The organism is Streptomyces roseoverticillatus, from assembly GCF_000719265.1.
GTDB lineage: Bacteria > Actinomycetota > Actinomycetes > Streptomycetales > Streptomycetaceae > Streptomyces > Streptomyces roseoverticillatus.
In genome coordinates this window covers 208,857-235,037 of sequence record NZ_JOFL01000016.1, presented here as the reverse complement: position 1 = coordinate 235,037, position 26,181 = coordinate 208,857, and the positions used below count along the sequence as shown (strand labels likewise).

At 73.3% G+C, this 26,181-nt stretch carries 24 protein-coding genes and 1 pseudogene; 13 read left to right on the top strand and 12 right to left on the bottom strand.

Annotation, left to right across the window (positions count from 1 at the left end; translation table 11 throughout):
* Positions 1-13 precede the first annotated feature (13 nt).
* The 3 genes from IF61_RS0120110 to IF61_RS0120100 all read right to left on the bottom strand — a co-directional run bounded on the left by IF61_RS0120110 (position 14) and on the right by IF61_RS0120100 (position 2,342).
* Positions 14-565, bottom strand: coding sequence for an isochorismatase family protein (locus IF61_RS0120110; RefSeq protein ID WP_030367847.1), 552 nt, complete (start codon positions 563-565; stop codon positions 14-16).
* Entirely contained in the window at positions 523-1,773 is a 1,251-nt protein-coding gene (locus IF61_RS0120105; protein WP_078660350.1) for an MFS transporter, read from the bottom strand. Before IF61_RS0120105 ends, IF61_RS0120110 begins: the two co-directional genes overlap by 43 nt.
* Positions 1,774-1,856: 83 nt before the next feature.
* Positions 1,857-2,342 carry a MarR family transcriptional regulator gene (locus IF61_RS0120100; protein ID WP_030367845.1) on the bottom strand — a complete coding sequence of 162 codons (486 nt, stop codon included), beginning with the start codon at positions 2,340-2,342 and terminating at the stop codon, positions 1,857-1,859.
* 192 nt (positions 2,343-2,534) lie between these two features.
* Between IF61_RS0120100 and IF61_RS0120095 the strand changes: the two genes are divergently transcribed.
* The 4 genes from IF61_RS0120095 to IF61_RS0120080 are packed head-to-tail and all read left to right on the top strand — an operon-like array spanning position 2,535 to position 7,162.
* The gene (locus IF61_RS0120095; RefSeq protein ID WP_030367844.1) at positions 2,535-3,377 is read left to right on the top strand and encodes a nitrilase-related carbon-nitrogen hydrolase; all 843 of its coding nucleotides are present in this window, start codon (positions 2,535-2,537) and stop codon (positions 3,375-3,377) included.
* The gene (locus IF61_RS0120090; protein ID WP_030367843.1) at positions 3,374-4,714 is read left to right on the top strand and encodes an aspartate aminotransferase family protein; all 1,341 of its coding nucleotides are present in this window, start codon (positions 3,374-3,376) and stop codon (positions 4,712-4,714) included. The genes IF61_RS0120095 and IF61_RS0120090 overlap by 4 nt, the downstream gene beginning before the upstream one ends.
* On the top strand, positions 4,711-6,111 hold the full coding sequence (gene hydA, locus IF61_RS0120085) for a dihydropyrimidinase (protein ID WP_030367842.1): 1,401 nt from the start codon (positions 4,711-4,713) through the stop codon (positions 6,109-6,111). Before IF61_RS0120090 ends, hydA begins: the two co-directional genes overlap by 4 nt.
* 52 nt (positions 6,112-6,163) lie before the next feature.
* On the top strand, positions 6,164-7,162 hold the full coding sequence (locus tag IF61_RS0120080; RefSeq protein ID WP_030367841.1) for a TIGR03842 family LLM class F420-dependent oxidoreductase: 999 nt from the start codon (positions 6,164-6,166) through the stop codon (positions 7,160-7,162).
* Between the two features lie 128 nt (positions 7,163-7,290).
* On the opposite strand, the gene IF61_RS0120075 is transcribed toward IF61_RS0120080, so the two are convergent.
* Together IF61_RS0120075 and IF61_RS0120070 are read right to left on the bottom strand one after the other, a co-directional pair.
* On the bottom strand, positions 7,291-8,238 hold the full coding sequence (locus IF61_RS0120075; protein WP_030367840.1) for a ribosome-inactivating family protein: 948 nt from the start codon (positions 8,236-8,238) through the stop codon (positions 7,291-7,293).
* A gap of 174 nt (positions 8,239-8,412) precedes the next feature.
* On the bottom strand, positions 8,413-8,730 hold the full coding sequence (locus IF61_RS0120070; RefSeq protein WP_030367839.1) for a hypothetical protein: 318 nt from the start codon (positions 8,728-8,730) through the stop codon (positions 8,413-8,415).
* Between the two features lie 283 nt (positions 8,731-9,013).
* On the opposite strand from IF61_RS0120070, the gene IF61_RS0120065 reads away from it, so the two are divergent.
* On the top strand, positions 9,014-9,988 hold the full coding sequence (locus IF61_RS0120065) for a LuxR C-terminal-related transcriptional regulator (RefSeq protein ID WP_157848635.1): 975 nt from the start codon (positions 9,014-9,016) through the stop codon (positions 9,986-9,988).
* Between the two features lie 40 nt (positions 9,989-10,028).
* Here IF61_RS0120065 and lplAB read toward each other — a convergent pair whose 3' ends face one another.
* Positions 10,029-11,096 carry a lipoate-protein ligase LplAB gene (gene lplAB, locus IF61_RS0120060; RefSeq protein WP_030367837.1) on the bottom strand — a complete coding sequence of 356 codons (1,068 nt, stop codon included), beginning with the start codon at positions 11,094-11,096 and terminating at the stop codon, positions 10,029-10,031.
* Between the two features lie 148 nt (positions 11,097-11,244).
* Here lplAB and IF61_RS0120055 point away from each other — a divergent pair, with 148 nt between their 5' ends.
* The 3 genes from IF61_RS0120055 (at position 11,245) to IF61_RS0120045 (ending at position 15,498) form a co-directional block, all read left to right on the top strand.
* The gene (locus tag IF61_RS0120055; protein ID WP_030367836.1) at positions 11,245-13,029 is read left to right on the top strand and encodes a gamma-glutamyltransferase family protein; all 1,785 of its coding nucleotides are present in this window, start codon (positions 11,245-11,247) and stop codon (positions 13,027-13,029) included.
* A 116-nt stretch (positions 13,030-13,145) separates the two neighbouring features.
* On the top strand, positions 13,146-13,973 hold the full coding sequence (locus tag IF61_RS0120050; RefSeq protein ID WP_030367835.1) for an inositol monophosphatase family protein: 828 nt from the start codon (positions 13,146-13,148) through the stop codon (positions 13,971-13,973).
* 109 nt (positions 13,974-14,082) lie between these two features.
* Entirely contained in the window at positions 14,083-15,498 is a 1,416-nt protein-coding gene (locus IF61_RS0120045) for a phytoene desaturase family protein (RefSeq protein ID WP_030367834.1), read from the top strand.
* 184 nt (positions 15,499-15,682) lie between these two features.
* Here the strand turns inward: IF61_RS0120045 and IF61_RS0120040 are convergent, their stop codons facing one another.
* From IF61_RS0120040 to IF61_RS0120020, 5 genes are all read right to left on the bottom strand, one after another.
* Positions 15,683-16,276 carry a Clp protease N-terminal domain-containing protein gene (locus IF61_RS0120040; protein WP_030367833.1) on the bottom strand — a complete coding sequence of 198 codons (594 nt, stop codon included), beginning with the start codon at positions 16,274-16,276 and terminating at the stop codon, positions 15,683-15,685.
* Between the two features lie 2 nt (positions 16,277-16,278).
* Positions 16,279-16,503, bottom strand: a complete 225-nt coding sequence (locus IF61_RS32465) for an AsnC family protein (RefSeq protein WP_043189849.1) — start codon at positions 16,501-16,503, stop codon at positions 16,279-16,281.
* Positions 16,504-16,587: 84 nt separating this feature from the next.
* Positions 16,588-17,154 (bottom strand): hypothetical protein, encoded by a 567-nt coding sequence (locus tag IF61_RS0120030; protein WP_052392849.1) that lies wholly within the window; start codon positions 17,152-17,154, stop codon positions 16,588-16,590.
* Positions 17,151-17,447 (bottom strand): hypothetical protein, encoded by a 297-nt coding sequence (locus IF61_RS0120025; protein ID WP_030367831.1) that lies wholly within the window; start codon positions 17,445-17,447, stop codon positions 17,151-17,153. The genes IF61_RS0120030 and IF61_RS0120025 overlap by 4 nt, the downstream gene beginning before the upstream one ends.
* A gap of 98 nt (positions 17,448-17,545) precedes the next feature.
* Positions 17,546-18,313 (bottom strand): SIR2 family NAD-dependent protein deacylase, encoded by a 768-nt coding sequence (locus tag IF61_RS0120020; protein ID WP_052392848.1) that lies wholly within the window; start codon positions 18,311-18,313, stop codon positions 17,546-17,548.
* A 285-nt stretch (positions 18,314-18,598) separates the two neighbouring features.
* On the opposite strand from IF61_RS0120020, the pseudogene IF61_RS37730 reads away from it, so the two are divergent.
* The 4 genes and pseudogenes from IF61_RS37730 to IF61_RS0120005 all read left to right on the top strand — a co-directional run.
* A pseudogene (locus IF61_RS37730) lies at positions 18,599-18,943 on the top strand (SH3 domain-containing protein); the annotation flags it as partial.
* A gap of 2,040 nt (positions 18,944-20,983) precedes the next feature.
* Entirely contained in the window at positions 20,984-21,391 is a 408-nt protein-coding gene (locus IF61_RS37050; protein WP_052392846.1) for a hypothetical protein, read from the top strand.
* A gap of 59 nt (positions 21,392-21,450) precedes the next feature.
* Positions 21,451-22,029: a TetR/AcrR family transcriptional regulator gene (locus IF61_RS0120010; RefSeq protein WP_030367829.1), complete on the top strand. Its 579-nt coding sequence runs from the start codon at positions 21,451-21,453 to the stop codon at positions 22,027-22,029.
* Positions 22,030-22,123: 94 nt separating this feature from the next.
* The gene (locus IF61_RS0120005) at positions 22,124-22,780 is read left to right on the top strand and encodes an SDR family NAD(P)-dependent oxidoreductase (protein ID WP_078660349.1); all 657 of its coding nucleotides are present in this window, start codon (positions 22,124-22,126) and stop codon (positions 22,778-22,780) included.
* Here IF61_RS0120005 and IF61_RS0120000 read toward each other — a convergent pair.
* Positions 22,777-24,492, bottom strand: a complete 1,716-nt coding sequence (locus IF61_RS0120000; protein WP_030367827.1) for a BCCT family transporter — start codon at positions 24,490-24,492, stop codon at positions 22,777-22,779. The two genes, IF61_RS0120005 and IF61_RS0120000, sit on opposite strands and share 4 nt — an antisense overlap.
* 145 nt (positions 24,493-24,637) lie before the next feature.
* On the opposite strand from IF61_RS0120000, the gene IF61_RS0119995 reads away from it, so the two are divergent.
* Positions 24,638-25,771 carry a glycerate kinase gene (locus IF61_RS0119995; RefSeq protein ID WP_030367826.1) on the top strand — a complete coding sequence of 378 codons (1,134 nt, stop codon included), beginning with the start codon at positions 24,638-24,640 and terminating at the stop codon, positions 25,769-25,771.
* The last annotated feature ends 410 nt before the right edge of the window (positions 25,772-26,181 follow it).

Here is a 26,181-nt window from a genome sequence, read left to right as displayed (position 1 = left end):
GAGTGAAGGGCGGTCAGCCCAGCAGCTTGACGACCTCGTCCGTCGTGCCGGTCTCCGCGAGGCGCGGGAAGATCTTCTCGACGGCGATGCGGTGCACCTCCGGGTCGGGGTCGGTGACCGCGTCGGTCACGACCGTGACGTGGTAGCCGTGCTCGTGGGCGGCGCGGGCGGTGGACTCCACGCCCGCGCCGGTCGCGATGCCCGCGAGAACGATCTGGGTGACGCCGCGGCGGCGCAGCTGGAGGTCGAGGTCGGTGGCGTGGAAGGCGCCCCAGGTGTGCTTGGTGACCACGATGTCGCTCTCCGCGCGGCCGAGTTCGGGCACCAGTTCGGCGAAGTCGGCCGGGAGCTCCCCGCTGCGCAGGGGTGCCTCGGAGCGGCCGGGCGCGGCGCCGACGACCCGGACGAGGACGACCGGCAGGCCGCGGTCGCGGAAGGCGGCGGCCAGGCGGGCGCCGCGTTCGACGACCTCCTCGGAGGGGTGGGCGGTGGGGAGGGCGACGATGCCCTTCTGGAGGTCGATCAGGACGAGGGCGGTGGTGTCGTCGAGCGTGGTGAGGGGCATGGCTGTGGGCTCCGTTTCCGGGGGCTGTTGCGGGTGGGTGCGCGCAGGGCGCGGTCGGTGGCGGTGAGGGCGAGCAGCAGCAGGCTCAGCACGCCGGTGACGGCGGCGAGCCGGTGGAGTCCGGCGTCGCCGGCCTGCTGTCCGAAGCAGAGCGCGAGCAGGCCGGTGGCGGCCATCGCGCTCGCGTACTGGGCGGTGCGCTGCAGCCCGGCCGCGGACCCGACGCGGTCGGGCCGGGCCTGGGCGTAGACGGCGGCCTGGTTGCCGGTGGAGAACAGGCCCTGGGGGACGCCGAAGAGCGCGGAGGCGATGAGCAGCGCGGCGAGCGGGGTGCCGCCGGTGGCGGCGACCAGGACGCCGCTGCCCGCGGCGAGCAGCGCGGCGGCCGTGGTGAGCGGGGCGCGGAGGCCCTTCGTACGGGTGCTGAGCAGCGAGCAGGCCGCGGCCGCGAGGGACATCGGCAGCATGACCAGGCCGGTCTGGAAGGAGGTGTAGCCGTGGGCCTCCTCCAGCCATTGGGAGTATCCGTAGAGGGCGGAGTAGATGGACAGGTAGGCGAGCCCGTGGCGCAGGTAGGTGCGCAGGAGGGCGGGCCGGGACGGTGCCGGGCCGCTTGGGTCCTGCGCCTGCCGTACGGGGCGGGGCCCGCCGCCGGCCGGGCGCTGCCGGTCGTGCGGGAGCCACGGCAGGGCGGCCGCGAGCGCGAGGAGGGCCAGGGGGACGTTGACGGCGAAGATGCCCCGCCAGCCCGTGGTCGCGGTGAGGAGCCCGCCCAGGGTGGGGCCGAGGGCCGCGCTGCCGAGGGCGGCGAGCGAGAGGCGGCCCATCACGGGGCGGGGCGCGGGACGGCCGGTGCGCAGGGACTCGGCCCGCAGCATCGCCATCGCGGCCGGGTACGCGGCCGACGTGCCGAGGCCCAGCAGGACGCGGGCGGCGATCAGCCATCCGAAGCCGGGTGCGAGCGTGCCGAGCAGGCCGGCGGCGCAGACGAGGACGAGGCCCGCGAGGAAGACGCGGCGGGGGCCGAGGGAGTCGGCGAGGCGGCCCATCACGGGCTGGCCGACGGCGCTGGCGAGGTAGAGGGAGGACAGCAGCCATCCGGTGCCGGAAGGCCCGGCGCCGAAGTCGCGGCCGATCGCCACCAGGCCTGTGGCGATCATGGTGCTGTTGAGGGGGTTGAGGACGGCGCCGAGGAGCAGCGGCGTCATCAGGCGGGCGCCGAAGCCCTCGTCGGTGCCGGTGTCCCGGGTGCGGTGGGGTGCCCTTAAGGCAGCCCGTGCCCTTGAGGCTTTCACTCCTCCACCAGGCGCTGGAGCAGGCGGGTGGCGTCGGCGAGGGCCCGCTGCTCCTCCGGGGAGAGCCGGTGGGCGATGGCATCGGCGAGCCAGGCGTGCTTGGAGTGGCGCACGGAGGCGACGGCCTCCACGCCGTACTCCGTGAGGGAGAACAGCACCTGGCGCCCGTCCGTGGGGTGCGGGGTGCGGGTGACCAGCTCCAGCTCCTCCAGCTTGGCGACGATGACGCGCATGGACTGCGGGCGGACGAGCTCCGCGCGGGCCAGCTCCGCGGTGGTGGCGGGCCCGCCGTTGGCGAGACGGCCGAGGACGGTGCGCTGGGAGGGGGTGAGCGCGCCCTGCGGCGATGCCACGCGCAGGCGGCGCATGAGCTGCGAGACCGTCGCGGCCAGGTCGGCAGCGGTGCGTTCCTGGTCCGTGCGTTCCTGGTCCGTGCGTCCCTGATCTTTGCCGGACGGCTGGCCGGCTTCGTTGTCGGGCATGCCTCCACCGTAAATATGAACAGGCAAACTTGCAAGTTTTTCTGTGTGGTTTTGAGCGGGGCGAGTTATCCACAGGACGATCGATGGTCTTGCCGCGCGGCGTGCCGCGCCCTACGGTCGCAACCACACGTGGATCTACGCGTGTCAGCCAGGCCGATCAGCCTGGCCGGCGCCCCCGTGAAGGAGCAGATCATGGCCAATGTCGTCCGCGCCGCTCTGGTCCAGGCCACCTGGACCGGCGACACCGAATCCATGCTCGCCAAGCACGAGGAGCACGCCCGCGCGGCCGCCGCCCGGGGTGCCAAGGTGATCGGCTTCCAAGAGGTCTTCAACGCCCCCTACTTCTGCCAGGTCCAGGAGAGCGAGCACTACCGCTGGGCCGAGCCCGTCCCCGACGGGCCCACGGTCCGCCGCATGCAGGACCTGGCCCGCGAGACGGGCATGGTGATCGTCGTGCCCGTCTTCGAGACCGAGGGCCCCGGCTTCTACTACAACACCGCGGCCGTCATCGACGCCGACGGCAGCTATCTCGGCAAGTACCGCAAGCACCACATCCCCCAGGTCAAGGGCTTCTGGGAGAAGTACTACTTCGCGCCGGGCAACCTCGGCTGGCCCGTCTTCGACACGGCCGTCGGCAAGGTCGGCGTCTACATCTGCTACGACCGCCACTTCCCCGAGGGCTGGCGCCAGCTCGGCCTCAACGGCGCCCAGCTCGTCTACAACCCCTCCGCCACCTCTCGCGGCCTCTCGGCCCACCTCTGGAAGCTGGAGCAGCCCGCAGCCGCCGTCGCCAACGCGTACTACATCGCGGCCATCAACCGCGTCGGCCAGGAGGAGTACGGCGACAACGACTTCTACGGCACGTCCTACTTCGTCGACCCCCGCGGCCAGTTCGTCGGCGACGTGGCCAGCGACACCAAGGAGGAACTGGTCGTCCGCGACCTGGACCTCGGCCTCATCGACGAGGTGCGGCAGCAGTGGGCCTTCTACCGCGACCGCCGGCCCGACGCGTACGACGGGCTGGTCCGGCCATGACCCCCGCGAGCGGCCCCGGCGGCTCGCCGGCCACCCGCCTGCACGCCCGGCACCGCGCCGTGATGCCCGAGTGGCTCACCCTCTACTACCGCGAGCCGCTGGAGCTCACCCACGGCGAGGGTCGCCACGTCTGGGACGCCCAGGGCCGGCGCTACCTCGACTTCTTCGGCGGCATCCTCACCACGATGACCGCCCACGCCCTGCCCGAGGTCACCAAAGCCGTCGCCGACCAGGCCGGCCGCATCCTGCACACCTCCACCCTCTACCTCGACCGGCACATGGTCGAGCTCGCCGAGCGCATCGCCGCCCTCTCCGGCATCCCCGACGCCCGCGTCTTCTTCACCACCTCCGGCACCGAGGCCAACGACACCGCCCTCCTGCTCGCCACCTCGTACCGCCGCTCCAACCAGATCCTGGCGATGCGCAACAGCTACCACGGCCGCTCCTTCTCCGCCGTGGGCATCACCGGCAACTCCTCCTGGTCGCCCACCAGCCTCTCCCCGCTCCAGACGCTCTACGTCCACGGCGGGATCCGCGGCTCCGGCCCCTACGCCCACCTGTCCGACTCCGGCTTCGTCTCCGCCTGCGTCGCCGACCTGAGGGACATGCTCGGCCAGACCCACGGCCGGGTGGCGGCGCTGATCGCCGAACCCGTCCAGGGCGTCGGCGGGTTCACCGCCCCGCCCGACGGCCTCTACGCCGCCTTCCGCGAGGTCCTCGCCGAGCACGGCATCCTCTGGATCACCGACGAGGTGCAGACCGGCTGGGGCCGCACCGGCGACCACTTCTGGGGCTGGCAGGCGCACGCCGAGCACGGCCCGCCCGACCTCCTCACCTTCGCCAAGGGCATCGGCAACGGCATGTCGATCGGCGGCGTCGTCGCCCGCGCCGAGGTCATGAACTGCCTCGACGCCAACTCCATCTCCACCTTCGGCGGCAGCCCCGTCACCATGGCCGCCGGCCTCGCCAACCTCACCCACCTCCTCGAACACGACCTCCAGGGCAACGCCCGCCGGGTCGGCGGCCTGCTCATCGAGCGGCTCCGCGCCATCACCGCCGGCTTCCCCGTCGTCCGCGAGGTGCGCGGCCGCGGCCTGATGACCGGCATCGAGCTCGTCGAGCACGACGGATCACCCTCACCCGAAGCAGCCTCCCTCGCCCTCGAACTGGCCAGGGAGGAAGGCCTGCTGATCGGCAAGGGCGGCCGCGAGGCCAACGTCCTGCGCATCGCCCCGCCGCTCTCCCTCACCGTCGCCGAAGCGGAGGAGGGCGCGGCCGTCATCGAATCCGTGCTGCGCCAGGTGCAGTTCACCATCGCGGGAAAGGAACGGCCATGACCACCACGGCCATCCGCGGCGGCCTCGTCATCACCGCCGCCGAGGAGACCCACGCCGACGTCCTCGTCGAGGACGGCAAGGTCGCGGCCCTCGCCGCGCCCGGCAGCGCCTTCGCCCAGGGCTGGCACGCCGACCGCACCCTGGACGCCACCGGGAAGTACGTCATCCCCGGCGGCGTCGACGCCCACACGCACCTCGACCTCCCCTTCGGCGGCACCGCCTCCTCCGACGACTTCGAGACCGGCACCCGCGCCGCCGCCTGGGGCGGCACCACCACCATCGTCGACTTCGCCGTCCAGAGCCGCGGCCAGGCCCTGCGCGAAGGCCTCGACCGCTGGCACGCCAAGGCCGACGGCCGCTGCGCCGTCGACTACGCCTTCCACATGATCCTCTCCGACGTGAACGAGAGCACTCTGAAGGAGATGGACCTCCTCGTCTCCGAAGGAGTCACCTCCTTCAAGCTCTTCATGGCCTACCCCGGCGTCTTCTACAGCGACGACGGGCAGATCCTGCGCGCCATGCAGCGCGCCGCCGGCAACGGCGGACTGATCATGATGCACGCCGAGAACGGCATCGCCATCGACGTCCTCGTCGAACAGGCCCTCGCCGCGGGCCGCACCGACCCCCGCTATCACGGCGAGGTCCGCAAGGCCCTGCTGGAGGCCGAGGCCACCCACCGGGCGATCCAGCTCGCCCGCGTCGCCGGCAGCCCCCTGTACGTCGTGCACGTCTCCGCCGAGGAAGCCGTCGCCGAGCTCGTCCAGGCCCGCGACAAGGGCCTGCCCGTCTTCGGCGAAACCTGCCCGCAGTACCTTTTCCTGTCCACCGACAACCTCGCCGAGCCGGACTTCGAGGGCGCGAAGTACGTCTGCTCCACCCCGCTGCGTCCCCGCGAGCACCAGGCCGCCCTCTGGCGCGGCCTGCGCACCGACGACCTCCAGGTCGTCTCCACCGACCACTGCCCCTTCTGCTTCTCGGGCCAGAAGGAGCTCGGCCGCGGCGACTTCTCGAAGATCCCCAACGGCCTGCCCGGCATCGAGAACCGGATGGACCTCCTCCATCAGGCCGTGGTCGACGGTCACATCACCCGCCGTCGCTGGATCGAGATCGCCTGCGCCGCCCCCGCCCGCATGTTCGGCCTCGCCCCGCACAAGGGCTCCATCGTCCCCGGCGGCGACGCCGACATCGTCGTCTACGACCCGCACGCCGAGCAGACCCTCTCGGCCGCCACCCATCACATGAACGTCGACTACTCCGCCTACGAGGGCAAGCGCGTCACGGGCCGGGTCGAGACGGTCCTCTCCCGCGGCGAGGTGGTCATCGACCAGTACACGTTCACCGGGCGGGCCGGGCACGGCCGCTACGTCCCCCGCACCACCTGCCAGTACCTGGCGTAATCACGCACGCACCTGCGCAACGACGCACACGCATGAAGTGAGGAGCACCGCCGTGGACTTCGGCCTCGTCCTGCAAGCAGACCCGCCCGCCACCGCCGTCGTCGACCTGATGCGCCGGGCCGAGCGCTCCGGCTTCCGCTACGGCTGGACATTCGACTCCACCGTGCTCTGGCAGGAGCCGTTCGTCATCTACAGCCGCATCCTGGAGCACACCGAGCGGCTCGTCGTGGGGCCTATGGTCACCAACCCCTCCACCCGCACCCCCGAGGTCACGGCCTCCACCTTCGCCACCCTCAACGACATGTACGGCAACCGCACGGTGTGCGGCATCGGCCGCGGCGACTCCGCGATGCGCGTGGCCGGCCGCAAGCCCAACACCCTCGCGTCGCTGCGGGAGTCCATCCGCGTCATCCGCGACCTCGCCGAGGGCCGCGAGGCCGACGTCGGCGGCACGCCCCTGCGCATCCCCTGGATCCGCGACGGCAAGCTCCCCGTCTGGATGGCCGCCTACGGCCCCAAGGCCCTCGCCCTCGCCGGCCAGGAGGCCGACGGCTTCATCCTCCAGCTCGCCGACCCGTTCCTCACCGAATGGATGATCAAACACGTGCGGGAGGCGGCCGCCGAGGCCGGCCGCGACCCGGCCGCGGTCAGCATCTGCGTCGCCGCCCCCGCCTACGTGGGCGACGACCTCGCCCACGCCCGCGAGCAGTGCCGCTGGTTCGGCGGTATGGTCGGCAACCACGTGGCCGACCTCGTCGACCGCTACGGCGAACACTCCGGCATGGTCCCCGAAGCCCTCACCGCCTACATCAAACAGCGCCACGGCTACGACTACAGCCACCACGGCCGCGCCGGAAACCCCTCCACCGACTTCGTCCCCGACGAGATCGTGGACCGCTTCTGCCTCCTGGGCCCCGTCGCGGCCCACCGTGAACGCCTGGAGCATCTGCGGGAGCTGGGCGTGGACCAGTTCGCGGTCTACGCCATGCACGACGCGAAGGAGGCGACGATCGACGCGTACGGCGAGCATCTGATCCCCGTGCTGGGATGAACAGGGCCGGCCGGCTCGCGGCGCCTCGTGCATGGCCAAGGGCCGGGGTCGAGCACGCACTTGCCCTCTGGTTTCCGTCACCGCGAAGGCGCGGAAACCAGAGGGGCGATGTCCGTCACCCGTAGGGTCTACTGCCCGGCGCTGCCCAAGGTGAGCAGCGGAGTGAGCCTGGGCTTTCCCTGGTCTCCGTCGGTGATATCGCGGAGCGTTGCGTACGTATCGACATCACCGCCGATACGGATCGACACGGGATTCCCGGGCCGGCCGTTCTCCAGGTTGTTGACGAGCTTGGAGAGCTTGCTCCAATTGTTTTCCAGTTCGGCTCCCCACGGTTCGATGGTGTGGGCGCCGTTCGGCATGCCGCCGCGAGTGAGCGTGGTGGCAATCCTGGTCTGGATCCAGCCGAAACGTGCCGATTCGGAAGTTGCCCCGATGATGGATGCCAGGGACTTCTTTATGTCCGGATCGTTGCCCGCCCCTCGGATGCCGGTCAGCTTCGTCAGGTCCTTCTTGAGGCTCTGCGGCTTGTATGAAATGCTGCCGCGCGTCTTATCGTTGGCCTGGAGCCCGCCTGACGTGTAATCGCCCGTGTAGTCCAGCATTTGCCAATGCTGGTCACCTTCGGGGTGTGCCATGCTGAATCCCTCAATCATGGCGTTCGGGGATTCCTTGAACCTGTAGTTCCGTCCCTCGATGGTGAAACCGTCGAGGTAGAGGTTCGAGGCGCGAATGTAGAGGGAGATGCGGTGGGGATTCTGTTTGTCCTGGTGATCCCAGACCATCACCTCGATGTAGTTCCTGCCGTCATTCCCGGTCCGGAATATTCCAGGAGTGTTCCCTCCCGTGCTGGCCTTCCGCCGGATTCCGTCCACCATTCTGCTGTAGTAGGAACCGGCTGCCGGGTCTCCCTCGGACATGCCTGTCACGTCCCAGTCCTCCCGTCCCCACCAGTTGGCCGGGAACGCCTGCGCGGGCGCGGTGGAGGTGACTTGCACGAGGGTGCAGGTGGCCAGGACGGAGAGCAGCAGTGCCCCCAGGCGCCGGCCCAGCCTCTTGGCGGGTGTCGGATGCGTCATCGGCGATTTCCGTTCCTATCTATGGACATGGCGGTCCGACGCCGGGGGACCCGGTGCCGAGGTGGATCACGGATCGCCGGCCGTCGTTGACCTGCAGGGAGTCGTCGATGCTCGCGCGCTGTGCGAGATCGCGGCCCAACGCCTGTTCGGCCAGGCCTCGACGCGGTCGGCGGCCTACGCGGCCACGCTCCCTCGCCGACCCGTCCCCGCGGGGTCCGCCGCCCCGGCCGGGGCGCTGTCGCCGTGCACGAGGGTGCGCTTCTTGCACTCCCTGCCGGGGATGGGCCGGCAGTTGCCCCAGGAGGTGTTGGCGAAGGAGATCTCGTGCGCCTTGGAAGGGTCGTGCAACGACCCGCGGGTGGCCGTCGGTTCCCCTTGGCCGCTCGCCGGCATGCGCTCCGGCGACTCGCCGGCGATGGCGGGGGCCGCAAGGGCGCACAGGGCGGCCAAGGCCGTGACGGCGCCGGCGGTGGTGCGGAGAAGACGGTTCACAACGCGATCCTTTGAGCGGTGGTGTCATCGCTGCCGGTTTCATGATTCTTTCCCGCATACCCCCTTTGCGGCCAGGTGCGTTGCCTGTCATTAAAGTGTCAGTTTCATCAGGGGACAGGGGGAGGAAGTGCTCGAAACGGACGCGGTGGGCGGTCGGGGCGTGCCGGGGCCGGGGGGTCCGAAGCCGTCCACGGGACGCGGCGGATGCACCCCGCTTCCGTACGGCCCCGGTGTTCGCAGCGGCGACGATGTGATGGACCGGCGGGTCTATGACCACGTCCGCGTGCACGGCTCCCTGGATCCCGCTGTCCTGGCGCAAGCCCTCGGCGCCGACGTGCAGGAAGCCGGCATCGCACTGGCCCGGCTGATCCGGCGTCATCTGGTCCGCCGCGATCCGGCCGACCCCTTCCAGGGCCGCGCCCTGCCCGCGCAGGAGGCCCTGGAGAGCCTCACCGCCGAGACTGAGGCCCGTATCGCCGTCGAGACCGCCGCCCATCAGCAGCGCCTGGCCGCCCTGCGCGCGGACGTCCACCGGGTCACCCGTCCCGCCCGCCCCGATGCCCCCGGCGCCGGCCTGGACGCCGTGACGGTGCTGCCCGATCTCGCGGCGGTCAACTCACTGCTGGAGCAGGAGGCGGCCCGCTGCCGGTACGAGGTCATCGCCTGCCAGCCCGGCGACGTCTCCCGCAACCCCGCCAACCTCGAACCGGCTCTGGTTCGCGACCGCGCCCTCCTCGAACGCGGCGTCCGCATGCGTACCCTTCAGCAGCACGTCGTCCGCTTCCACGCCCCGACCCGGGCCTACATCGCCGCCGCCACGGCCCTGGGCGGCGAATACCGCACGGCCCACGAACTTTTCGGGCGCCTCATCGTCTTCGACGACACCGTCGCGTTCCTGCCCACCGACACCACCACCTCCGGCGCCGTCGTCGTCCGAGAGCCCCATCTCATCGCCTACCTCCGCGGCATCTTCGAACAGGCGTGGACTCACGCCACCGCATTCGTCGACCCCAACTCCCTCGGCGCCGAAGGGTTCGGACAGGCGGCCCGCGACATTGACACCACCCTGCTGAAACTGCTCGCAGCCGGCCTCAAGGACGAGACCATCGCCCGCCGCCTGGGCATGTCCCTGCGCACCGTCCGCCGTCACGTCGCCGACATCCTCGAACGTCTCGGAGCCGAGAGCCGCTTTCAGGCAGCCGTCATCGTCACCCGCACCGGCCTCCTCGGCACCCGCGACGACGAACCCGGCCGCTGAGAGGGCGGCCGGGCTTCCTCTGGGGAACGCGAGCAGTCCTCTAGGGAACGCGAGCAGTCCACTCGTGGGAGCTGAACTTGGTCCGTGCAAGTTCTTGCGCACGGCTCAGCTCCTGCTCGGTCACCTCGCCGACCGAGCAGCCGTAGCGGTTCCGGAAGGAGGCGATCATGCGATCAATGACGTCGTTGCGAGGAAGCCCCGTCTGCCGGCGAAGCGGATCGACCCGCTTCTTGGCACTCTTGGTCCCCTTGTCCGACAGCTTTTCCCGTCCGATGCGCAGCACCTCGAGCATCTTGTCCGCGTCGATGTCGTAGGCCATCGTCACGTGGTGCAGCACCGCACCGTTCTCGCCGACCATTCGTTTCTGTGCGGCACCGGCGATCTTGCCGGCGTCGGTGGCGATGTCGTTCAGCGGCTGATACCAGGCTTTGACGCCCATGTCCCCGAGGGCGGCCAGCACCCAGTCGTCGAGGTAGGCGTAGCTGTCGGCGAAGGACAGCCCTTGTACGAGAGAGTCCGGTACGTAGAGCGAGTAGGTGATCGTGCTTTGGGGCTCTACGAACATGGCCCCGCCACCACTGATACGCCGGACGACCGTCATGCCATGACGGTCGGCGGACTCCACGTCCACTTCGTTGCGCAGGGACTGGAAGCTGCCGATGACCACGGCCGGGGAGGCCCACTCCCACACGCGCAGCGTCGGCGGTCGCCGGCCGGCCGCCACCTCGGCCGTCAGGACCTCGTCGAGGGCCATGTGCAGGGCGGGGGACTGGGGGCCGTCGTGGATCAGCTGCCAGTCGTAGTGGTGCCAGTCGGTGGCGTTCGCCAGGGCGCGGCGGACGGCGATGCCCACGGCCTCGGAGGTGAAGCCGAACATCACCGTGCCCTCGGGCAGCGCGGCGTCGATGCGCGCCGCGAGCTGCGGGGCGGTCAGGTCGGCGGGCGCGCCCTCCAGGGCGCGGTTGATGTCGAGGAGCGCCTCGTCGGGTTCGAGGAAGAAGTCCCCGGCCACGCGTACGCCGTGCAGCACCTCTCCCTGCGCGGCGGACTCGACATCCAGGTCGACGACGACGAGTTTGCCGCCCGGCACCTTGTATTCACCGTGCACGGCGCCTCCTCCAGCTTCTCTTCCCAGGCCGGCACTGCCGTCCGGCGACGGATCAACCGTAACGCCGTCCCGCGGGTCGCCGTGCCGCCCCCGCGGCGCACCCGTGAGCCCTTGCGCACCGGCGGTCGGGTCTGACGTCATGGACGCCATGTTCACCACCCGGCCCACCCTGCAGGGCACCTTCGGCATGGTGTCGTCCACCCACTGGCTCGCGTCGCAGTCCGCGATGGCTGTCCTGGAGAGCGGCGGCAACGCCTTCGACGCGGCGGTCGCGGCGGGCTTCGTCCTGCACGTCGTCGAGCCGCACATGAACGGGCCGGCCGGGGAGGTGCCGGCGGTGTTCGCGCCGGCCGGCGGTCCGGTGCAGGTCCTCGCCGGGCAGGGGCCGGCGCCGCGCGGCGCGACCATCGAGCACTACACCTCGCTCGGCCTCGACCTCGTCCCCGGCACCGGCCCCCTGGCGGCCGCCGTCCCGGGCGCGTTCGACGCCTGGATGCTGCTCCTGCGCGACCACGGCACCAAGCCGCTCGCCGACCTCCTGTCGTACGCCATCGGCTACGCCGAGCACGGCCACGCCCCCGTCGAGGCCATCGGCCGGACCGTGGCCACCGTCCGGCGGATCTTCGAGACCGAGTGGACGTCCTCGGCCGAGGTCTACCTGCCCGGCGGCCGCCCGCCGGCCCCCGGCACGCTCCTGCGCAACCCCGCGCTCGCCGCCACCTGGCGCCGCCTGATCGCCGAGGCCGAAGCCGCCGGCGGCAGCCGCGAGCAGCGCATCGACGCGGCCCGCCGCGTGTGGCGCGAGGGCTTCGTCGCCGAGGCCCTTGTCGCCGCCGCGGCCCGCCCGACCCTCGACACCTCCGGCGAACGCCACGCCGCGCCCCTCACCGGCGACGACCTCGCCGCCTTCCGGGCCGGATACGAGGAGCCGGCCCGCCACGACTGGAACGGCTGGACGGTCTGCAAGCCCGGCCCGTGGTCGCAGGGGCCGGTCCTGCTGCAGCAGCTCGCTCTGCTCGACGGCCCGCCGGAGTACGGCACCCCCGAGTACGTCCACACCCTCATCGAAGGCAGCAAGCTCGCCATGGCCGACCGCGAGGCCTGGTACGGCGACGCCGCCGACGTCCCCCTGAAGGACCTGCTCTCCGCGGGCTACAACGCCGCCCGCCGCGCCCTGATCGGCGACCTCGCCTCGTACGAGCTGCGCCCCGGCGGCCCCGGGGGCCGCAGCCCGCGGCTGGCCCGGCACGCCGTCGCCGCCGCGGAGAGCACCGCCCCGGCGCCGGCGCCGGGCGCGGGCGAGCCGACCGTCACCGTCAGCGGCGCGACCCGCGGCGATACCTGCCACCTCGACGTCGTCGACCGCTGGGGCAACATGATCTCGGCGACGCCCAGCGGCGGCTGGCTGCAGTCCAACCCCGTCGTCCCCTCGCTCGGCTTCCCCCTCGGCACCCGGCTGCAGATGGCCTGGCTCGAACCCGGGCTCCCCAACTCCCTCACCCCCGGACGCCGGCCGCGCACCACCCTGACGCCGTCGCTGGCCCTGCGCGACGGCGAGCCCGTCCTCGCCTTCGGCACGCCCGGCGGCGATCAGCAGGACCAGTGGCAGCTGCACTTCTTCCTCGCCGTCGCCCTGCGCCCGCCCGTGCGCGGCGGCCTCGACCTGCAGGGCGCGATCGACGCCCCCAACTGGCACCACGAGTCCTTCCCCGGCTCCTTCCACCCGCGCACCATGGCGCCCGGCTCGGTCGTCGTCGAACGGCGCCTCGGCGAGACCGCGATCGGGGAGCTGCGGCGGCGGGGCCACCGGGTGACGGTGGGGGAGGCGTGGTCGGAGGGGCGGCTGTGCGCGGTGGCCCGGGACCCGCGGACGGGCGTGCTGTCGGCGGCGGCCAACCCGCGCGGCATGCAGGGGTACGCAGTGGGCCGCTGAGCGGATGCCGGGGGCGGTGGGGCCCGTGAGGCCGTGGGGGCCCGCGTTCACCGAGGGGACGCCTCGGAGACGCAGGGCCGCCACTGGTTGTCGGTGGGGCATGGTTCGATGGACGCATGCTCGAAGACTTTCTCGCAGGTGACCTGACCGACGTCGAGGAGGCGGTGCGCAAGGCGGCCGCCGCCGAGATCGTGCCCCGCTTCCGGCAGCTCGCCGCGGACGAGATCGTCGAGAAGAACGGCCCGCACGACCTCGTCACGGTCGCCGACCGGCGCGCGGAGGAGCACCTCACGGCCTCGCTCACCGCCCTGCTGCCCGGTTCGGTCGTCGTCGGCGAGGAGGCCGTGCACGCGGATGCGGGTGTGCTCGCCGCGCTCAGCGGCGACGCGCCCGTGTGGATCGTCGACCCCGTCGACGGCACCCGCCAGTTCGTGCACGGCGACCCCGGCTTCGCGACCCTCGTCTGCCTTGCCCACCGCGGCGAGCTCCTCGCCTCCTGGACCTACGCGCCCGCGCTCGACCTGATGGCCGTCGCCCGCCGCGGCGCCGGGGCCGCGCTCAACGGCGAGCCGCTGAAGGCCGGCTCGCCCGCCCCCGGCAAGGTCCTCGAAGTGGCGATCTCCCACTACGACTTCACCAACGACGAACAGAAGCGCGTCCTCGCGGCGCTCGCCACGGAGGGCGTCGCGCCGCGCCCCTGCGGCTCGGCCGGCCTCGAATACCTGAACGTGGCCCGGGGCAACATCGACGGGCTCGCCTTCAGCTGGGAGAACGCCTGGGACCACGCCGCGGGCCTGCTCCTCGTCGCCGAGGCGGGCGGCGCGAGCGGGACCGTCGCCGGCGAGCCCTTCCGCATAGCCGGCGGCAACGCGCTCCCGTTCGCCGCCGCGCGGGACGAGGCGACGCTCCGTCATATCCTGGGGCTGCTGGCGTCCGCCGGCTGATCCCGAGGCCGGATCCGAGGACCGGTCCGAGGGTGGATCCCGTGACGGGTTCGAGGACGGATCCGGTGACGGGTCAGGGACCTTTCGAGGACGAGGGGAGTGGCGTCCGGTGCCGACCATGCTCGACGCTGTTGTCGTAGGCGCCGGGCCCAACGGGCTCACCGCCGCCGTGGAGCTGGCCCGCCGCGGCCTGTCGGTGGAGGTCTTCGAGGCCGCCGACGCCGTCGGCGGCGGCGCGCGGACCGAGGAGCTCACGCTCCCCGGCTTCCGGCACGACCCGTGCTCCGCCGTGCACCCGCTCGGCGCCGGCTCCCCGGCCTTCCGCGCGATGCCGCTCGACCGGCACGGCCTGGAGTGGGTGCACCCCGAGCTGCCCATGGCGCACCCCTTCCCCGACGGCACGGCCGCCGTCCTCTCCCACAGCGTGGGGGAGACGGCGCACTCGCTCGGCCCGCGCGACGCCGGGGCCTACCGCCGGCTCGTGGCCCCCTTCCGCGGCAAGTGGGACACCGTCGCGGCGGACTTCCTGCGCACTCAGTGGGACGGGCCGCCGCGTGACCCCGTCCTCTACGCACGGTTCGGCTTGGTGGGAGCCCAGCCCGCGGCCCTGCTGACCCGCCGCTTCCGGGACGAGAAGGCGCAGGCCCTGTTCGCCGGGCTGGCCGCGCACGGCATCTCCCCCCTCACCGGCATCGGCACGGGCGGCATGGCCCTGGTCTTCGCGCTCGCCGCGCACGCGGGCGGCTGGCCGGTGCCGCGCGGCGGCTCCCAGGCCATCGCCGACGCCCTCGCCTCGTACCTGCGCGCGTACGGCGGCACCGTGCACACCGGCTTCGAGGTCAAGCGGCTGGACGACCTGCCACCCGCCCGCGCCTATGTGTTCGACACTTCGCCCACCGCGCTCGCACGCATCGCCGGCCTCGGCAACGCCTACCACGGCTACCGCTACGGCCCCAGCGTCTTCAAGATCGATTACGCGCTGTCGGGTCCCGTGCCCTGGACGTCGGAGGCCGCGCGCCGCGCCGGGACGGTCCACATCGGGCCGACGTACGGCGAGATCGACGCGGCCCTCGACGCCGCGCTGCACGGCCGCGACCCCTCGGTGCCCTTCCTCATCACCGCCCAGCCCAGCCTCGCCGACCCCACCCGTGCGCCCGAGGGCAAGCACACGTTCTGGGTGTACGGGCACGTGCCGAGCGGCTGGGAGGGCGACGCCACCGAGGTGATCGAGCGGCAGATCGAGCGGTTCGCGCCCGGCTTCCGCGACCTGGTCCTGGCCCGCGCCACGGCCGGCCCCCCGCAGCTTGCCGCCCGCAATGCCAACTACGTGGGCGGCGACTTCGCCATCGGCTCCGTGGCCGGCCTGCGCCTGATCATCCGCCCCAAGCTCGCCCGCGTGCCGTACGCGACGGCCCACCCGGCCGTCTTCCTGTGCTCCTCGGCCACCCCGCCGGGACCGGGCGTCCACGGCATGTGCGGGCACCACGCGGCGAAGGCGGTGTGGCGGAGGCTGCGGAGGGGGTAGACCCCGGCCGGACGGTCCGGGGGGAGCCACGCCCGCCCCGGGCGGGCGGCACGGCCCGGTTGCCGCGATGCGGTCGCCCTGCCGTCGGGGGCAGGCAAACGCCCCCGTACGCCGCACCGCTGAGGGCCCGCCGGAATGCGTTGTCTCCGCAACCGGTGCGCTCGGCGCGATCCGCCAAAAGGGCCTACGCCGCCCGGGGAAGCTCCTGCAGGATCCCGTTCCGTACGGTGACGGTGTCGGTCCCCAGCTTCCTCAGCACGCCCGCCGTCACCTTGTCGTCCGGGTCGAGGACGCCCAGGGCGACGTGTTCCGCGCCGATGTGGCGCTCCTTGCGGGCGTGGGCCTCGCGCAGCGAGCGCTCCAGGGCCTTCTTCGCGCGGGGCGTGAAGGGGACGTGGACCCTCCGGCGGGGTTCGGCCCGGCGGCCCCGGCCGAAGGGCAGGATCCGCCACCGCTCCTCGGGAGGCCCGGACCGGTCCAGCGCCCCGGGCCCGAAGGTGTCCTCCGCCCGGGCCCGTACGGCCTCCAGGTCGATGCCGAACGCGCGCAGCGCCTCCGCGTCGCCCGCCCCGAGGGGGCCGGCGGGCGCCAGCGCGCTCCGGCACCCCTCCGGCGTGACCCCGAACCGGGCCAGCGTGGTGACCACGGGGGCGCCGGCCTGACCGAGCACGCCGAGCAGCAGGTGCTCGCTGCCGATCCATGCGTGGCCCAGCGTGCGGGCCTCCTCCTGCGCCTGCAGGACGGCCTCACGCGCATCCAGGGTGAACCGTTCGAACATGCCTACCTCCTGGCGTGTTTCTTGTGCACTGCCTGCCTGCTGACCCCGAGCGCGGCGCCGATCTCCTCCCAGGACCAGCCCTGCCGTCGCGCGCTGTCGACCTGAAGCGCCTCCAGGCGCTCGACGAGCCGCCGCAGCGCGGCGACGGCGTGCAGTCCCACATGGGGATCGCTGTCCATGGCGGCCTCGGTGGTGCCGACCGCGTCCTTCGCATCCGTTCCGGCCATGGTGTCAACCTAGGATGACAAAGCCCCGCCTGTCAATCATTGTTGACAGGCGGGCGGCGTTCCGCTCGGTGGGCGGTGTTCCGGTCAGTCGTCGTTCAGGGGGCGCTTGTAGTAGCTCCACGGGAAGTAGCCGTTGCCGACCTCGGTCCAGCCGTCCGCCTTCATGCGCCGCCCGCGCCCGGCGACCGCGAGCGTGACGCGGCGGTACTCCCACCGCCGGTCGGACGCCACCACCGCGTGGTACAGCGGGCCGAACTCCACCAGCTCCCAGCGCTCCAGGCCCGCCTCGGCGAGGGCGGCCATCTCGTTGAACGCGGTCAGCGGAGTGAGCACCCGGCGCTCGGGAGACCCCTTCGGCATCGCGGCACCCTTGGCCGCGAAGCGCTGCTGCGCGGCCTGCCGGCTCACGCCCAGCAAGCGGCCGATGGTGTCCCAGCTGTGCCCCGCGGCCCGCGCGCCCTGCACGGCCTCGCGCAGCAGCCGGCTCGTCTCCTGGGCGCCGGTCCGGGTCGCGGCCACCAGGCGTAGATAGCCCTCCGGGTCGTGCTCCAGCGACTCGGCGAGCCCCTGGGGGGCGCCGAGCACCGCGCTCGCGATGCCCTCGCGGATGCGGGCCTCCTCGTCCGGACTGAGCCGTGCGGCGTCGCTCATCGCCGCCCCCCTTCGTGCAGGGGCTCGAGGGTGTCGAGGGTCGCCTCGTCGCGCTGGTGCTGCGCGGCGTCGGAGGTGCTCTGCACCTTCACCGTCCCGAAGAGGGCGCCCATGCCCGCGACGAGGAGGAGTTCGGCGCTGGTGAGCGCGAGGAACGCCGGGGTGCCGAGGTTCTCGGCGAGCGACAGGGCGAGCGTGATCAGGGCGATGGCGCCGAGCAGCAGCGCGAGAGCGGTGTAGGCGAGGGTGGGCTGCGGGGTAGGGGTGGTCGCAGCCCGCGACGAATTGATCATGACGTCAAGCTTTCCTTGACGGCGAACCCTTGTCAACTCTTCATTGACGCCCGTCGGTCTGCCGGCCCCTCGGTCCGCCGGTTCGCCGGCCCGTCCGGCTACCCCGCGGCGATCCGCTCCAGCAGCACCGGCAGTGCCGTCCCGATCGGCTCGCGCACCAGCTCGTCCGCCCGCTCGTCGTACGGCGTCGGCTCCGCATTGACGATGATCAGCCGCGCGCCGTGGTCGGCCGCCAGCCCCGCCAGTGACGCGGCGGGGTGCACCTGGAGGCTCGTGCCGACCGCGATGAACACCTCGCACGCCTTGGTCACGGCCACGGCCTCGCCGAGCACCTGCGGGTCCAGGCCCTCGCCGAACATCACCGTGGCCGACTTCAGGATTCCGCCGCACGTCTCGCACGCCGGATCCGGATCGCCCGCCGCCACGCGCTCCAGCGCCGCCTCCATGCTGGAGCGCTCCTTGCACCGGGTGCAGTGCACCGCCCGCGCCGTGCCGTGCAGTTCGAGGACCTTCCGCTCCGGCATCCCCGCCATCTGGTGCAGCCCGTCGACGTTCTGCGTGATGACGCGTACGGGCACGCCCGCCCGCTCCAGCCGCACCACGGCCTCGTGGGCGGCGTTCGGGCGGGCGCGCAGGGCGGGTCCGTCGCGCCGCATGCGCCACGAGCGGCGGCGGATCTCCGGGTCGGCCATGTAGTACGCGTACGTGACGAGCTTCTCGGCCTCCGGGTCGCGGCGCCACACGCCGTTCGGGCCGCGGTAGTCCGGGATCCCGGAGTCCGTCGAGATGCCGGCGCCGCTGAGGATCGCCACCAGGGGGCGCTTCTTGCCGCCGCCGTTGTTGCTGCTGTCGCTGCCGCTGGTCATGGCGTGAGCGTACGGAGCGGGTGGGGGTGCGGCGAACGGGTTTTTGTGGAGATCTGTCGATATTTTCAGCGGCTGGCGGGCGTGGGAGAGGGGGGTGAGGTTCATGATGATTTATCGACTTTCCGGATATTCGTTCCGATGGAGTCGTTTTATATGCGCGGCACTCGCTCGTGAGGGTGAAGGAAACGGCGGCAACCGGGTCAAGAACCGGGCTCGCCTCGCGGGTGCGGGTCCGCCCGTGTGTTGCTGTGGCCGCTGTGGGTCCCTTGGAGTGAAGGGAGCGATATGTCGCTAATTCGGAGACGGGCCGGGGCTTTCGTGGCCGGGCGCGGCGCGGTCGCGCTGGGCGCGCTGATCGCCTTCTGCGCGTCGGCGGGCGGGGGCGGTGCGGCCGCGGTCACGTCGCCGCCGGCGCCGTCGCCCGTGCCGGGGCCTGCGGGGCGTGGAGTGCCGGGCAAGGTGATCTCGCGGTTCGGTCAGAAGGTACGGAAGGCGCCCTCGACCTCTGCGCCGGTCGTGGGGAGCTACGGCCCGGGGGAGCGGGTGCGCATCGGCTGCAAGGCGGCCGGGGAGCGGGTGGAGGGGGACCGCCTCTGGTACCGGCTCGCGGGCGGGCGGGGCTGGATGAGCGCCCACTACGTGCGGGCGTTCGGGCAGGTGCTGCCGTGCCGGGGTGGCGGTCACGGCGGTGATCACGGGGGCCATGGGGGCCATGGGGGCTCGGGCGGCTCCCACGGCCGCCCCGGGCCGGCGGGCCCGCCGGGGCCCCAGGGCCCGAAGGGCGACCCGGGCCGCCCGGGCCCGGCGGGGAGGCCCGGCCCGGCGGGGCCTCCGGGGCGTCCGGGTGCGGGCGGGCCCCCTGGGCCGCCCGGCACCGTGGGTCCTTCGGGCGTTCCCGGTGCCAAGGGGGATCCGGGGGCCAAGGGCGCCCCGGGAGCCGCCGGTCCGGCGGGCCCGCCGGGTCCTCCGGGCGGGCCCGGGGCGAAGGGCGATCCGGGTGCGGCGGGCCCTGCGGGCGTGAAGGGGGACAAGGGCGATCCCGGTGCGGCAGGCCCCGCCGGAGCCAAGGGTGAGAAGGGCGCTCCGGGTGCCCTGGGCCCCGCCGGCCCCGCCGGCCCCGCCGGCCCCGCCGGCTCCGCGGGTCCGAAGGGGGATCCGGGTGCTGTGGGCCCGCCCGGGGCCGTCGGTCCTGTCGGCCCTCCTGGCGTCGCGGGCCTCAAGGGGGACAAGGGTGATCCGGGCGCCGTAGGCCCTGCCGGTCCTCCTGGACCTGCTGGTCCGGAGGGCCTTGCCGGCCCTTCTGGTCCAGCCGGAGCCAAGGGGGACAAGGGCGACGCGGGGGCTGTAGGTCCTGCCGGGCCTCCCGGTGCCGTGGGTTCTGCCGGGCCCATCGGAGCTCCTGGGCCGCCCGGGCTCGTTGGTCCTCCTGGCCCTGTCGGCGTCAAGGGGGACAAAGGCGATCCGGGCGCCGTGGGGCCTGCCGGGCCGACCGGTCCCGTCGGGCCTGCCGGTCCTCCGGGCGTCGCCGGCGTCAAGGGTGATCCTGGCGCTGTCGGACCTGCCGGCCCTCCTGGCCCTGTCGGTGTGAAGGGTGACAAGGGCGATCCGGGGACTGCCGGTTCTCCCGGGCCTGCCGGAGCCAAAGGTGACAAGGGTGATCCCGGTGCCGTCGGCCCTGCCGGCCCCGTCGGACCTGCTGGACCCGTGGGACTCGCAGGTTCCGAAGGTCCCGTCGGTCCTCCTGGTCCTGCCGGTGCCAAGGGAGACAAGGGTGATCCCGGTGCCGTCGGCCCCGCCGGCCCAGTCGGTCCTACCGGTCTCGTAGGGCCTGCTGGTGTCAAGGGAGACAAGGGCGATCCCGGTGCTGTCGGCCCCGCCGGCCCGGCTGGCCCTGTCGGCTCTGCTGGTGCTGCCGGTGCCAAGGGAGACAAGGGTGATCCCGGCCCCGTCGGCCCCGTCGGCCCGGCCGGTTCTACCGGTCTCGTGGGGCCTGCCGGACCCGCCGGCCCCACTGGCCCCGCCGGTCCTGCCGGCCCGCCCGGCGGTCCCGCCGGCCCCGTCGGCCCCAGTGGGCCCATGGGTCCTGCCGGGCCCGTGGGACCCCGAGGGGAGCAAGGGGATCCGGGGGTCACCGGGCCTGCTGGGCCCGCGGGGCCCGTGGGGGCGGTTGGGCCCGGTGGGCCTGCCGGGCCGGTTGGGCCCGTCGGGGCGGTCGGGCCGGCAGGGGGCGCCGGACCCAAGGGCGACCGGGGTGAGGCAGGCCCCACCGGCCCCGTCGGGCCCGAGGGGCCGGCAGGACCAGTGGGGCCCGCCGGGCCGGCAGGTCCCACCGGGCCCACCGGGTCCGCAGGGCCTTCCGGACCCACCGGGCCCGTAGGGCCGGGCGGTTCCGCCGGACCTCTCGGCCCCAAGGGCGACCGAGGTGACCCCGGCCCCGCCGGCCCGGTGGGACCCGTCGGCCCGAGCGGTCCCACCGGGCCCGCGGGCCCCCTCGGTCCTGCCGGAGCCACCGGGGCAACCGGCCCGACAGGGCCGATCGGACCACAGGGCGCCAAGGGAGACCCCGGAACCGCCGGCCCGGCCGGCCCCCTCGGTCCCGCCGGAACCGTGGGACCCGCCGGTCCGACCGGTCCCACGGGACCCACCGGCCCGGGCGGCCCCTCCGGCCCCATGGGCCCGGTCGGCCCCAAGGGCGAACCCGGTGCCCCCGGCCCCGCCGGTCCGGCAGGCCCCGCCGGACCCCCGGGCCCCACGGGCCCGCAAGGCATCCCCGGCACCACGGGCCTCCCGCTGACCGTCGTGCAGGACCACTCCGTGCCGCCCCTCTCCCGCGACCAGCAACTCCGCAGCCCCGTCTGCCCCGCCGGCACCCAGATCGTCGGCGGCGGCTACTTCCAGCCCGGCAGCCGGATCGGCGGCCTGGAAAAGCTCGACGCGTACCCGAGCGTCATCGAGAACGTCTACCTGGTGGGCGTGAACAACACGAGCCCCACTGCCATCGACCTACGCGTCTTCGCCATCTGCCAGCCCGCGCCGACCGCGCCGACCGCGCCGGCCCCGCCACCCCCGCAGAGCTGACAGAAGTGGAGAGCCCTCGGTAATTGACCTACAGGTCAAAAAGACCTACCGTTTCCTCCGTGGGAAGGCCCAAGCAGTTCGATCCGGACGCAGTCGTCGGCAAAGCCATGGACGTCTTCTGGCGCAAGGGCTACGCCGCCACCACGCCCCAGGACCTCGTCGACGAGCTCGGCATTGGCAAGGGCAGCCTCTACCACGCCTTCGGCAGCAAGCACGCCCTGTTCGAGCGTGCGCTGGAGCGCTACCGCGACACCCAGGCCGCGGCGCTGGTGGAGCTGCTCGATCAGCCCGGCCCCGTCCTGCCGCTGCTGCGCTCCGCGCTGGAGCTGCTGATCGAGACGGACCTCGGCGAGTCCGGCCGCCGCGGCTGCCTCGCCGTGAACACCGCCACCGAACTCGGCGGCAGGGACGACGCCTCCACCGAACTCGTACGCCGCATGTTCGAGCGCACCGAGGGCGCCTTCAAGGCCGCCGTCGAGCGCGGGCAGCGCACGGGCGAGTTCGCCCCGGACCGGGACCCGGCCGCGGTCGCGAGCCTGCTGCTCGCGGCGCTCGTCGGCATGCGGGTCATCGCCCGCGCCCAGGGCGGCCGGGAGCGGCTGTGCCGCGTCGCGGACGCGGCGCTCGCCATGCTCTGAGCGGCCGGGGCCGGGCCGGCCTCCGGCCCCGCCCACCCGTACCCATACCCATACCCAAATTTTGTACCTTCAGGTAAAGAAAGAAGCGTACGTCATGGATCTCCACCTCACCGGCAAGACCGCCCTCGTCACCGGAGCGAGCCGCGGCATCGGCCTCGCCACCGTCCGCTCCCTCGCCGCCGAGGGCGTACGGGTCGTCGGCGCCGCCCGTACGATCACCCCCGAGCTCAAAGAGGCCGCCACCGCGGCCGTCGCCGTCGACCTCAGCACGCCCGACGGCGCGCGCACGCTCGTCGAGCAGACCCTCGCCGCGCTCGGCGAGGGGATCGACCTGCTGGTCAACAACGTCGGCGGCGGCGACGAGGTCGTCCTCGGCGGGTTCCTCGACGCCGACGACGCCCAGTTCCAGGCGAACCTCGACCTGAACTTCCTCAGCGCCGTCCGCGTCAGCCGCGCCGCCCTGCCGTCCCTGACCCCGCGCCGCGGCTCCGTTGTCAACGTCTCCTCCATCAACGCGCGGCTCCCCGCCGCCGGCCCCATCGCGTACAGCGTGGCCAAGGCGGCGCTCACGGCCTTCGGCAAGTCCCTCTCCGAGGAGTTCGGGCCGCGGGGCGTGCGGGTCAACACCGTCTCGCCGGGTGTGGTCCGCACCGCGATCTGGGAGGACCCGGACGGGTTCGGCGGCAAGGTGGCCGCCGCGGCCGCCCGCCCCGTCCAGCCGCCCGCCCCGTCCGGCCCCGCTCCCTTCTAGCCCCCGCCCTGCCCCTCGTCGTCGCGGTCGCGGACGCTGTCCGCGACCCGGCGCAGCCGCGGGTGGCGCACCGGGCCCGGGGCCCGCTCCTCGATCGCGTCGCCGACCATCGTCCGCAGCGCGTCCCGCAAGCCGTGCATCGCGTGGTGCCGGGCCGGGCCCGCCCCCGGGTCCTCGCGCAGCTCCGACATCAGCGACCAGCACAGGGCCAGCATGACCAGCACGAACGGCAGGGCGACCAGGATCGTCGCCGACTGCAGCGACTGCAGCCCGCCGGCCACCAGCAGCACCGCCGCGACCGCGGCCATCAGGACGCCCCACGTCACCACCAGCCACGTCCGCGGGTGCAGCGCGCCGCGGCTGGAGAGCGAGCCCATCACGAGGGACGCGGAGTCCGCGCTGGTGATGAAGTACGTCATGACCAGCGCCATCGCGATCCACGAGGTGAGCGTCTCCAGCGGCAGCGTGTCCAGGAGGGCGAACAGGGACGCCTCCGCGCCGTCCTTGACGGTCCCGGCCATGTCGGCCGCGCCCGTCATGTCCAGCCGCAGGGCGCTGCCGCCCATCACGCAGAACCACACGACCGTGGCACCGCTGGGCACCAGCAGGACGCCGATGAGGAACTCGCGGATCGTCCGGCCGCGCGAGATGCGGGCGATGAACGTGCCCACGAAGGGGGCCCAGGACAGCCACCACGCCCAGTAGAAGATCGTCCAGGCGCCGAGCCACTGGGAGTCGGTGAACGCGCCCGTACGCGTCGCGAGGGTCACCAGGTCGTGCAGGTAGCTGCCGGCGGCCGCGGGGATGGTGTTGAGGACGAAGACGGTGGGGCCGAGGAGGAAGACGAAGAGCATGAGGCAGGCGGCGAGCACGATATTGAGCGTGCTGAGCCACTTCACGCCCTTGTGCAGCCCGGAGAACGCCGACAGCACGAACGCGGCCGACAGCCCGCCGATGATGATCAGCTCCAGGCCCGTGGTGTCCTTCACCCCGGTCGTGATGTTGAGGCCCTTCGACACCTGCAGGGCGCCCAGGCCGAGGCTCGTCGCCGTGCCGAACACGGTGGCGAAGACCGCGAGCAGGTCGATGACCCGGCCCGGCCAGCCGGCCGCCCGCTCCTCGCCGAGCAGCGGGACGAACGCCGAGCTCAGCCGGTTGCCGCGGCCCTTGCGGAAGCCCGCGTAGGCGAGGGCGAGCCCCGCCATGCCGTAGATCGCCCACGGGTGCAGGGTCCAGTGGAAGAACGAGTACTCCAGCGCGGTACGGGCCGCGGCCGGCGTGTTCGCGGTGACGCCGCTGCCGGGCGGCGGGGAGACGAAGTGCAGGAGCGGCTCGCCGACGCCGTAGAACATCAGGCCGATGCCCATGCCCGCGCTGAACATCATCGCGATCCACGCGAGGTTGCTGAACTCCGGCTGGTCGTCGTCCCGGCCGAGCCGGATCCGGCCGAAGCGGCTCACGGCGATCACCACGCACAGGGCCAGGAAGACGTCCGCGGCGATCACGAACAGCCAGGCGAAGTTGGACAGCACCCAGTTCAGTGCCGACTTCGTCAGCCGGTCGAAGGAGTGCTTGCCCAGCGCCGCCCACGCGACGACCGCGAGCACCGCCGCGCCGCCGATCGCGACCAGGGCCGCGTCCGGGGGCTCCTCACGGCCGCCCGGTGCGGCGGGGGCGTGCGGGTCGGACGGATCGTGCGCATGGGTGCTCATGACGCCCCACTATGGCCGGAAGAGTACGGAATTGGGCGGACTGGCACGCCGCGCGCGGGCATGGGCAACGGCCGATCCGCCCCGGTAGGGTCCAGGCGGCACGGCCGGGCTCGAAGCGCTTCGACGCGAGGGGTGGGGTGGGGCAATGGCGGACGCGGTACGGGTGCTCATCGCCGCGGACAAGTTCAAGGGCTCCCTGACGGCCGCCGAGGTCGCCCGGCACGTCGCCGCCGGGCTGCGGCGGGCCGCGGACGCCGCCGGCAGGCCCCTCGACATCGCCGCGCTGCCCGTCGCGGACGGCGGGGACGGCACGGTCGACGCCGCGGTCGCCGCCGGCTTCGAACGCCGCGAGGTGCGGGTGACCGGGCCGGTGGGGGCGCACGTCACCGCCGCGTACGCGCTGCGCGGCGGCACCGCGGTCGTGGAGATGGCGGAGGCGTCCGGGCTGCGGCGGCTGCCGGGCGGGGTGCCCGCGCCGCTCACGGCCACCACGTACGGGACCGGTGAGCTCGTACGGGCCGCGCTCGACGCGGGCGCGCGCTCGCTGATCCTCGGCATCGGGGGCAGCGCCACGACGGACGGCGGGGCCGGGATGCTCAGTGCGCTCGGCGCTCGGCTCCTCGACGCGTCCGGTGCGCCGGTCCGGCCCGGGGGAGCGGCCCTCGCCGGGCTCGCCACGGCCGACCTCTCGGGGCTCGACCCCCGGCTGCGCACCGTCTCCCTCGTCCTCGCCAGCGACGTCGACAGCCCGCTGACCGGGCCCGCCGGGGCTGCGGCCGCCTACGGCCCCCAGAAGGGCGCCTCCGCGGACGACGTGGCCCTGCTGGATGCCGCGCTCGCGCACTACGCCGCCGTGCTCGATGGTGGCGCGCTCGCGGGCTCGGCCGGGGCGGGTGCCGCGGGCGGGCTCGGCTACGGGGCCCTCGCCGGGCTCGGCGCGGTCTTCCGGCTCGGCATCGAGGTCATGCTCGACGTCCTCGGCTTCGCCGACGCCCTCGCCGGTACGGACCTCGTGATTACGGGCGAGGGCTCCCTCGACGCGCAGACCCTGCGGGGCAAGGCGCCGGCCGGGGTGGCCGCGGCGGCCCGTGCGCGGGGTGTCCCGGTCGTGGCCGTCTGCGGCCGGCTGGCCCTGTCCGTAGAGGAGCTGTCCGCGGCGGGCATTGAGCGCGCGTACGCCCTGACGTCCCTGGAGCCGGACCCGTCCCGTTGCATGGCCCTTGCGGGGCCCCTGCTGGAACGTCTCGCAGAACGGATTGCGGAGGACCACGTCCGGTAGCCCGGCACCGCCGGGCACCTCCGGTGGGGTTGTTCGCCGCGGCGGCGGGGTGAGAGAGCAGGCCCTCTCGACCGTCGCCACGGCTTCGGCGCGGCCGCTGTCTCCCGGCCGGATTCGGACCTGGGCGAGGCCCTCGGCTCGTCGGGCACCGCCGGACACCTCCGGTGAGGGTTGCGCGCCGCGGCGGCGGATGGGAGAGGCGGGGCTTCTCGATCAGCGCAACGGCTTCGGCGCGGGCGCTGTCTTTCGGCCGGACTCGGCCCTGGGCGAAGGCCCCGGCTCGTCGGGTACCGCCGCCCGCTTCGCCTCCGGTGAGGGTTGCGCGCCGCGGCGGCGGATGGGAGAGGGCAGGGTCTCTCGATCAGCGCAACGCCCATGCCCTCTGCCGCAGGCAGAAAACTCCCGCCGCA

Coding starts and splice junctions, on each gene's coding strand:
- IF61_RS0120090 (WP_030367843.1), top strand. CDS start 3,374: ATGACCCCCGCGAGCGGCCCCGGCGGCTCGCCGGCCACCCGCCTGCAC.
- IF61_RS0120030 (WP_052392849.1), bottom strand. CDS start 17,154: ATGAGCGACGCCGCACGGCTCAGTCCGGACGAGGAGGCCCGCATCCGC.
- IF61_RS0120105 (WP_078660350.1), bottom strand. CDS start 1,773: ATGACGCCGCTGCTCCTCGGCGCCGTCCTCAACCCCCTCAACAGCACC.
- IF61_RS0120050 (WP_030367835.1), top strand. CDS start 13,146: ATGCTCGAAGACTTTCTCGCAGGTGACCTGACCGACGTCGAGGAGGCG.
- IF61_RS0120005 (WP_078660349.1), top strand. CDS start 22,124: ATGGATCTCCACCTCACCGGCAAGACCGCCCTCGTCACCGGAGCGAGC.
- IF61_RS0120040 (WP_030367833.1), bottom strand. CDS start 16,276: ATGTTCGAACGGTTCACCCTGGATGCGCGTGAGGCCGTCCTGCAGGCG.
- IF61_RS0120075 (WP_030367840.1), bottom strand. CDS start 8,238: ATGACGCATCCGACACCCGCCAAGAGGCTGGGCCGGCGCCTGGGGGCA.
- IF61_RS0120025 (WP_030367831.1), bottom strand. CDS start 17,447: ATGATCAATTCGTCGCGGGCTGCGACCACCCCTACCCCGCAGCCCACC.
- IF61_RS37050 (WP_052392846.1), top strand. CDS start 20,984: ATGGGCCCGGTCGGCCCCAAGGGCGAACCCGGTGCCCCCGGCCCCGCC.
- IF61_RS0120110 (WP_030367847.1), bottom strand. CDS start 565: ATGCCCCTCACCACGCTCGACGACACCACCGCCCTCGTCCTGATCGAC.
- IF61_RS0120095 (WP_030367844.1), top strand. CDS start 2,535: ATGGCCAATGTCGTCCGCGCCGCTCTGGTCCAGGCCACCTGGACCGGC.
- IF61_RS0119995 (WP_030367826.1), top strand. CDS start 24,638: ATGGCGGACGCGGTACGGGTGCTCATCGCCGCGGACAAGTTCAAGGGC.
- hydA (WP_030367842.1), top strand. CDS start 4,711: ATGACCACCACGGCCATCCGCGGCGGCCTCGTCATCACCGCCGCCGAG.
- IF61_RS0120055 (WP_030367836.1), top strand. CDS start 11,245: ATGTTCACCACCCGGCCCACCCTGCAGGGCACCTTCGGCATGGTGTCG.
- IF61_RS0120100 (WP_030367845.1), bottom strand. CDS start 2,342: ATGCCCGACAACGAAGCCGGCCAGCCGTCCGGCAAAGATCAGGGACGC.
- IF61_RS32465 (WP_043189849.1), bottom strand. CDS start 16,503: ATGGCCGGAACGGATGCGAAGGACGCGGTCGGCACCACCGAGGCCGCC.
- IF61_RS0120000 (WP_030367827.1), bottom strand. CDS start 24,492: ATGAGCACCCATGCGCACGATCCGTCCGACCCGCACGCCCCCGCCGCA.
- IF61_RS0120020 (WP_052392848.1), bottom strand. CDS start 18,313: ATGACCAGCGGCAGCGACAGCAGCAACAACGGCGGCGGCAAGAAGCGC.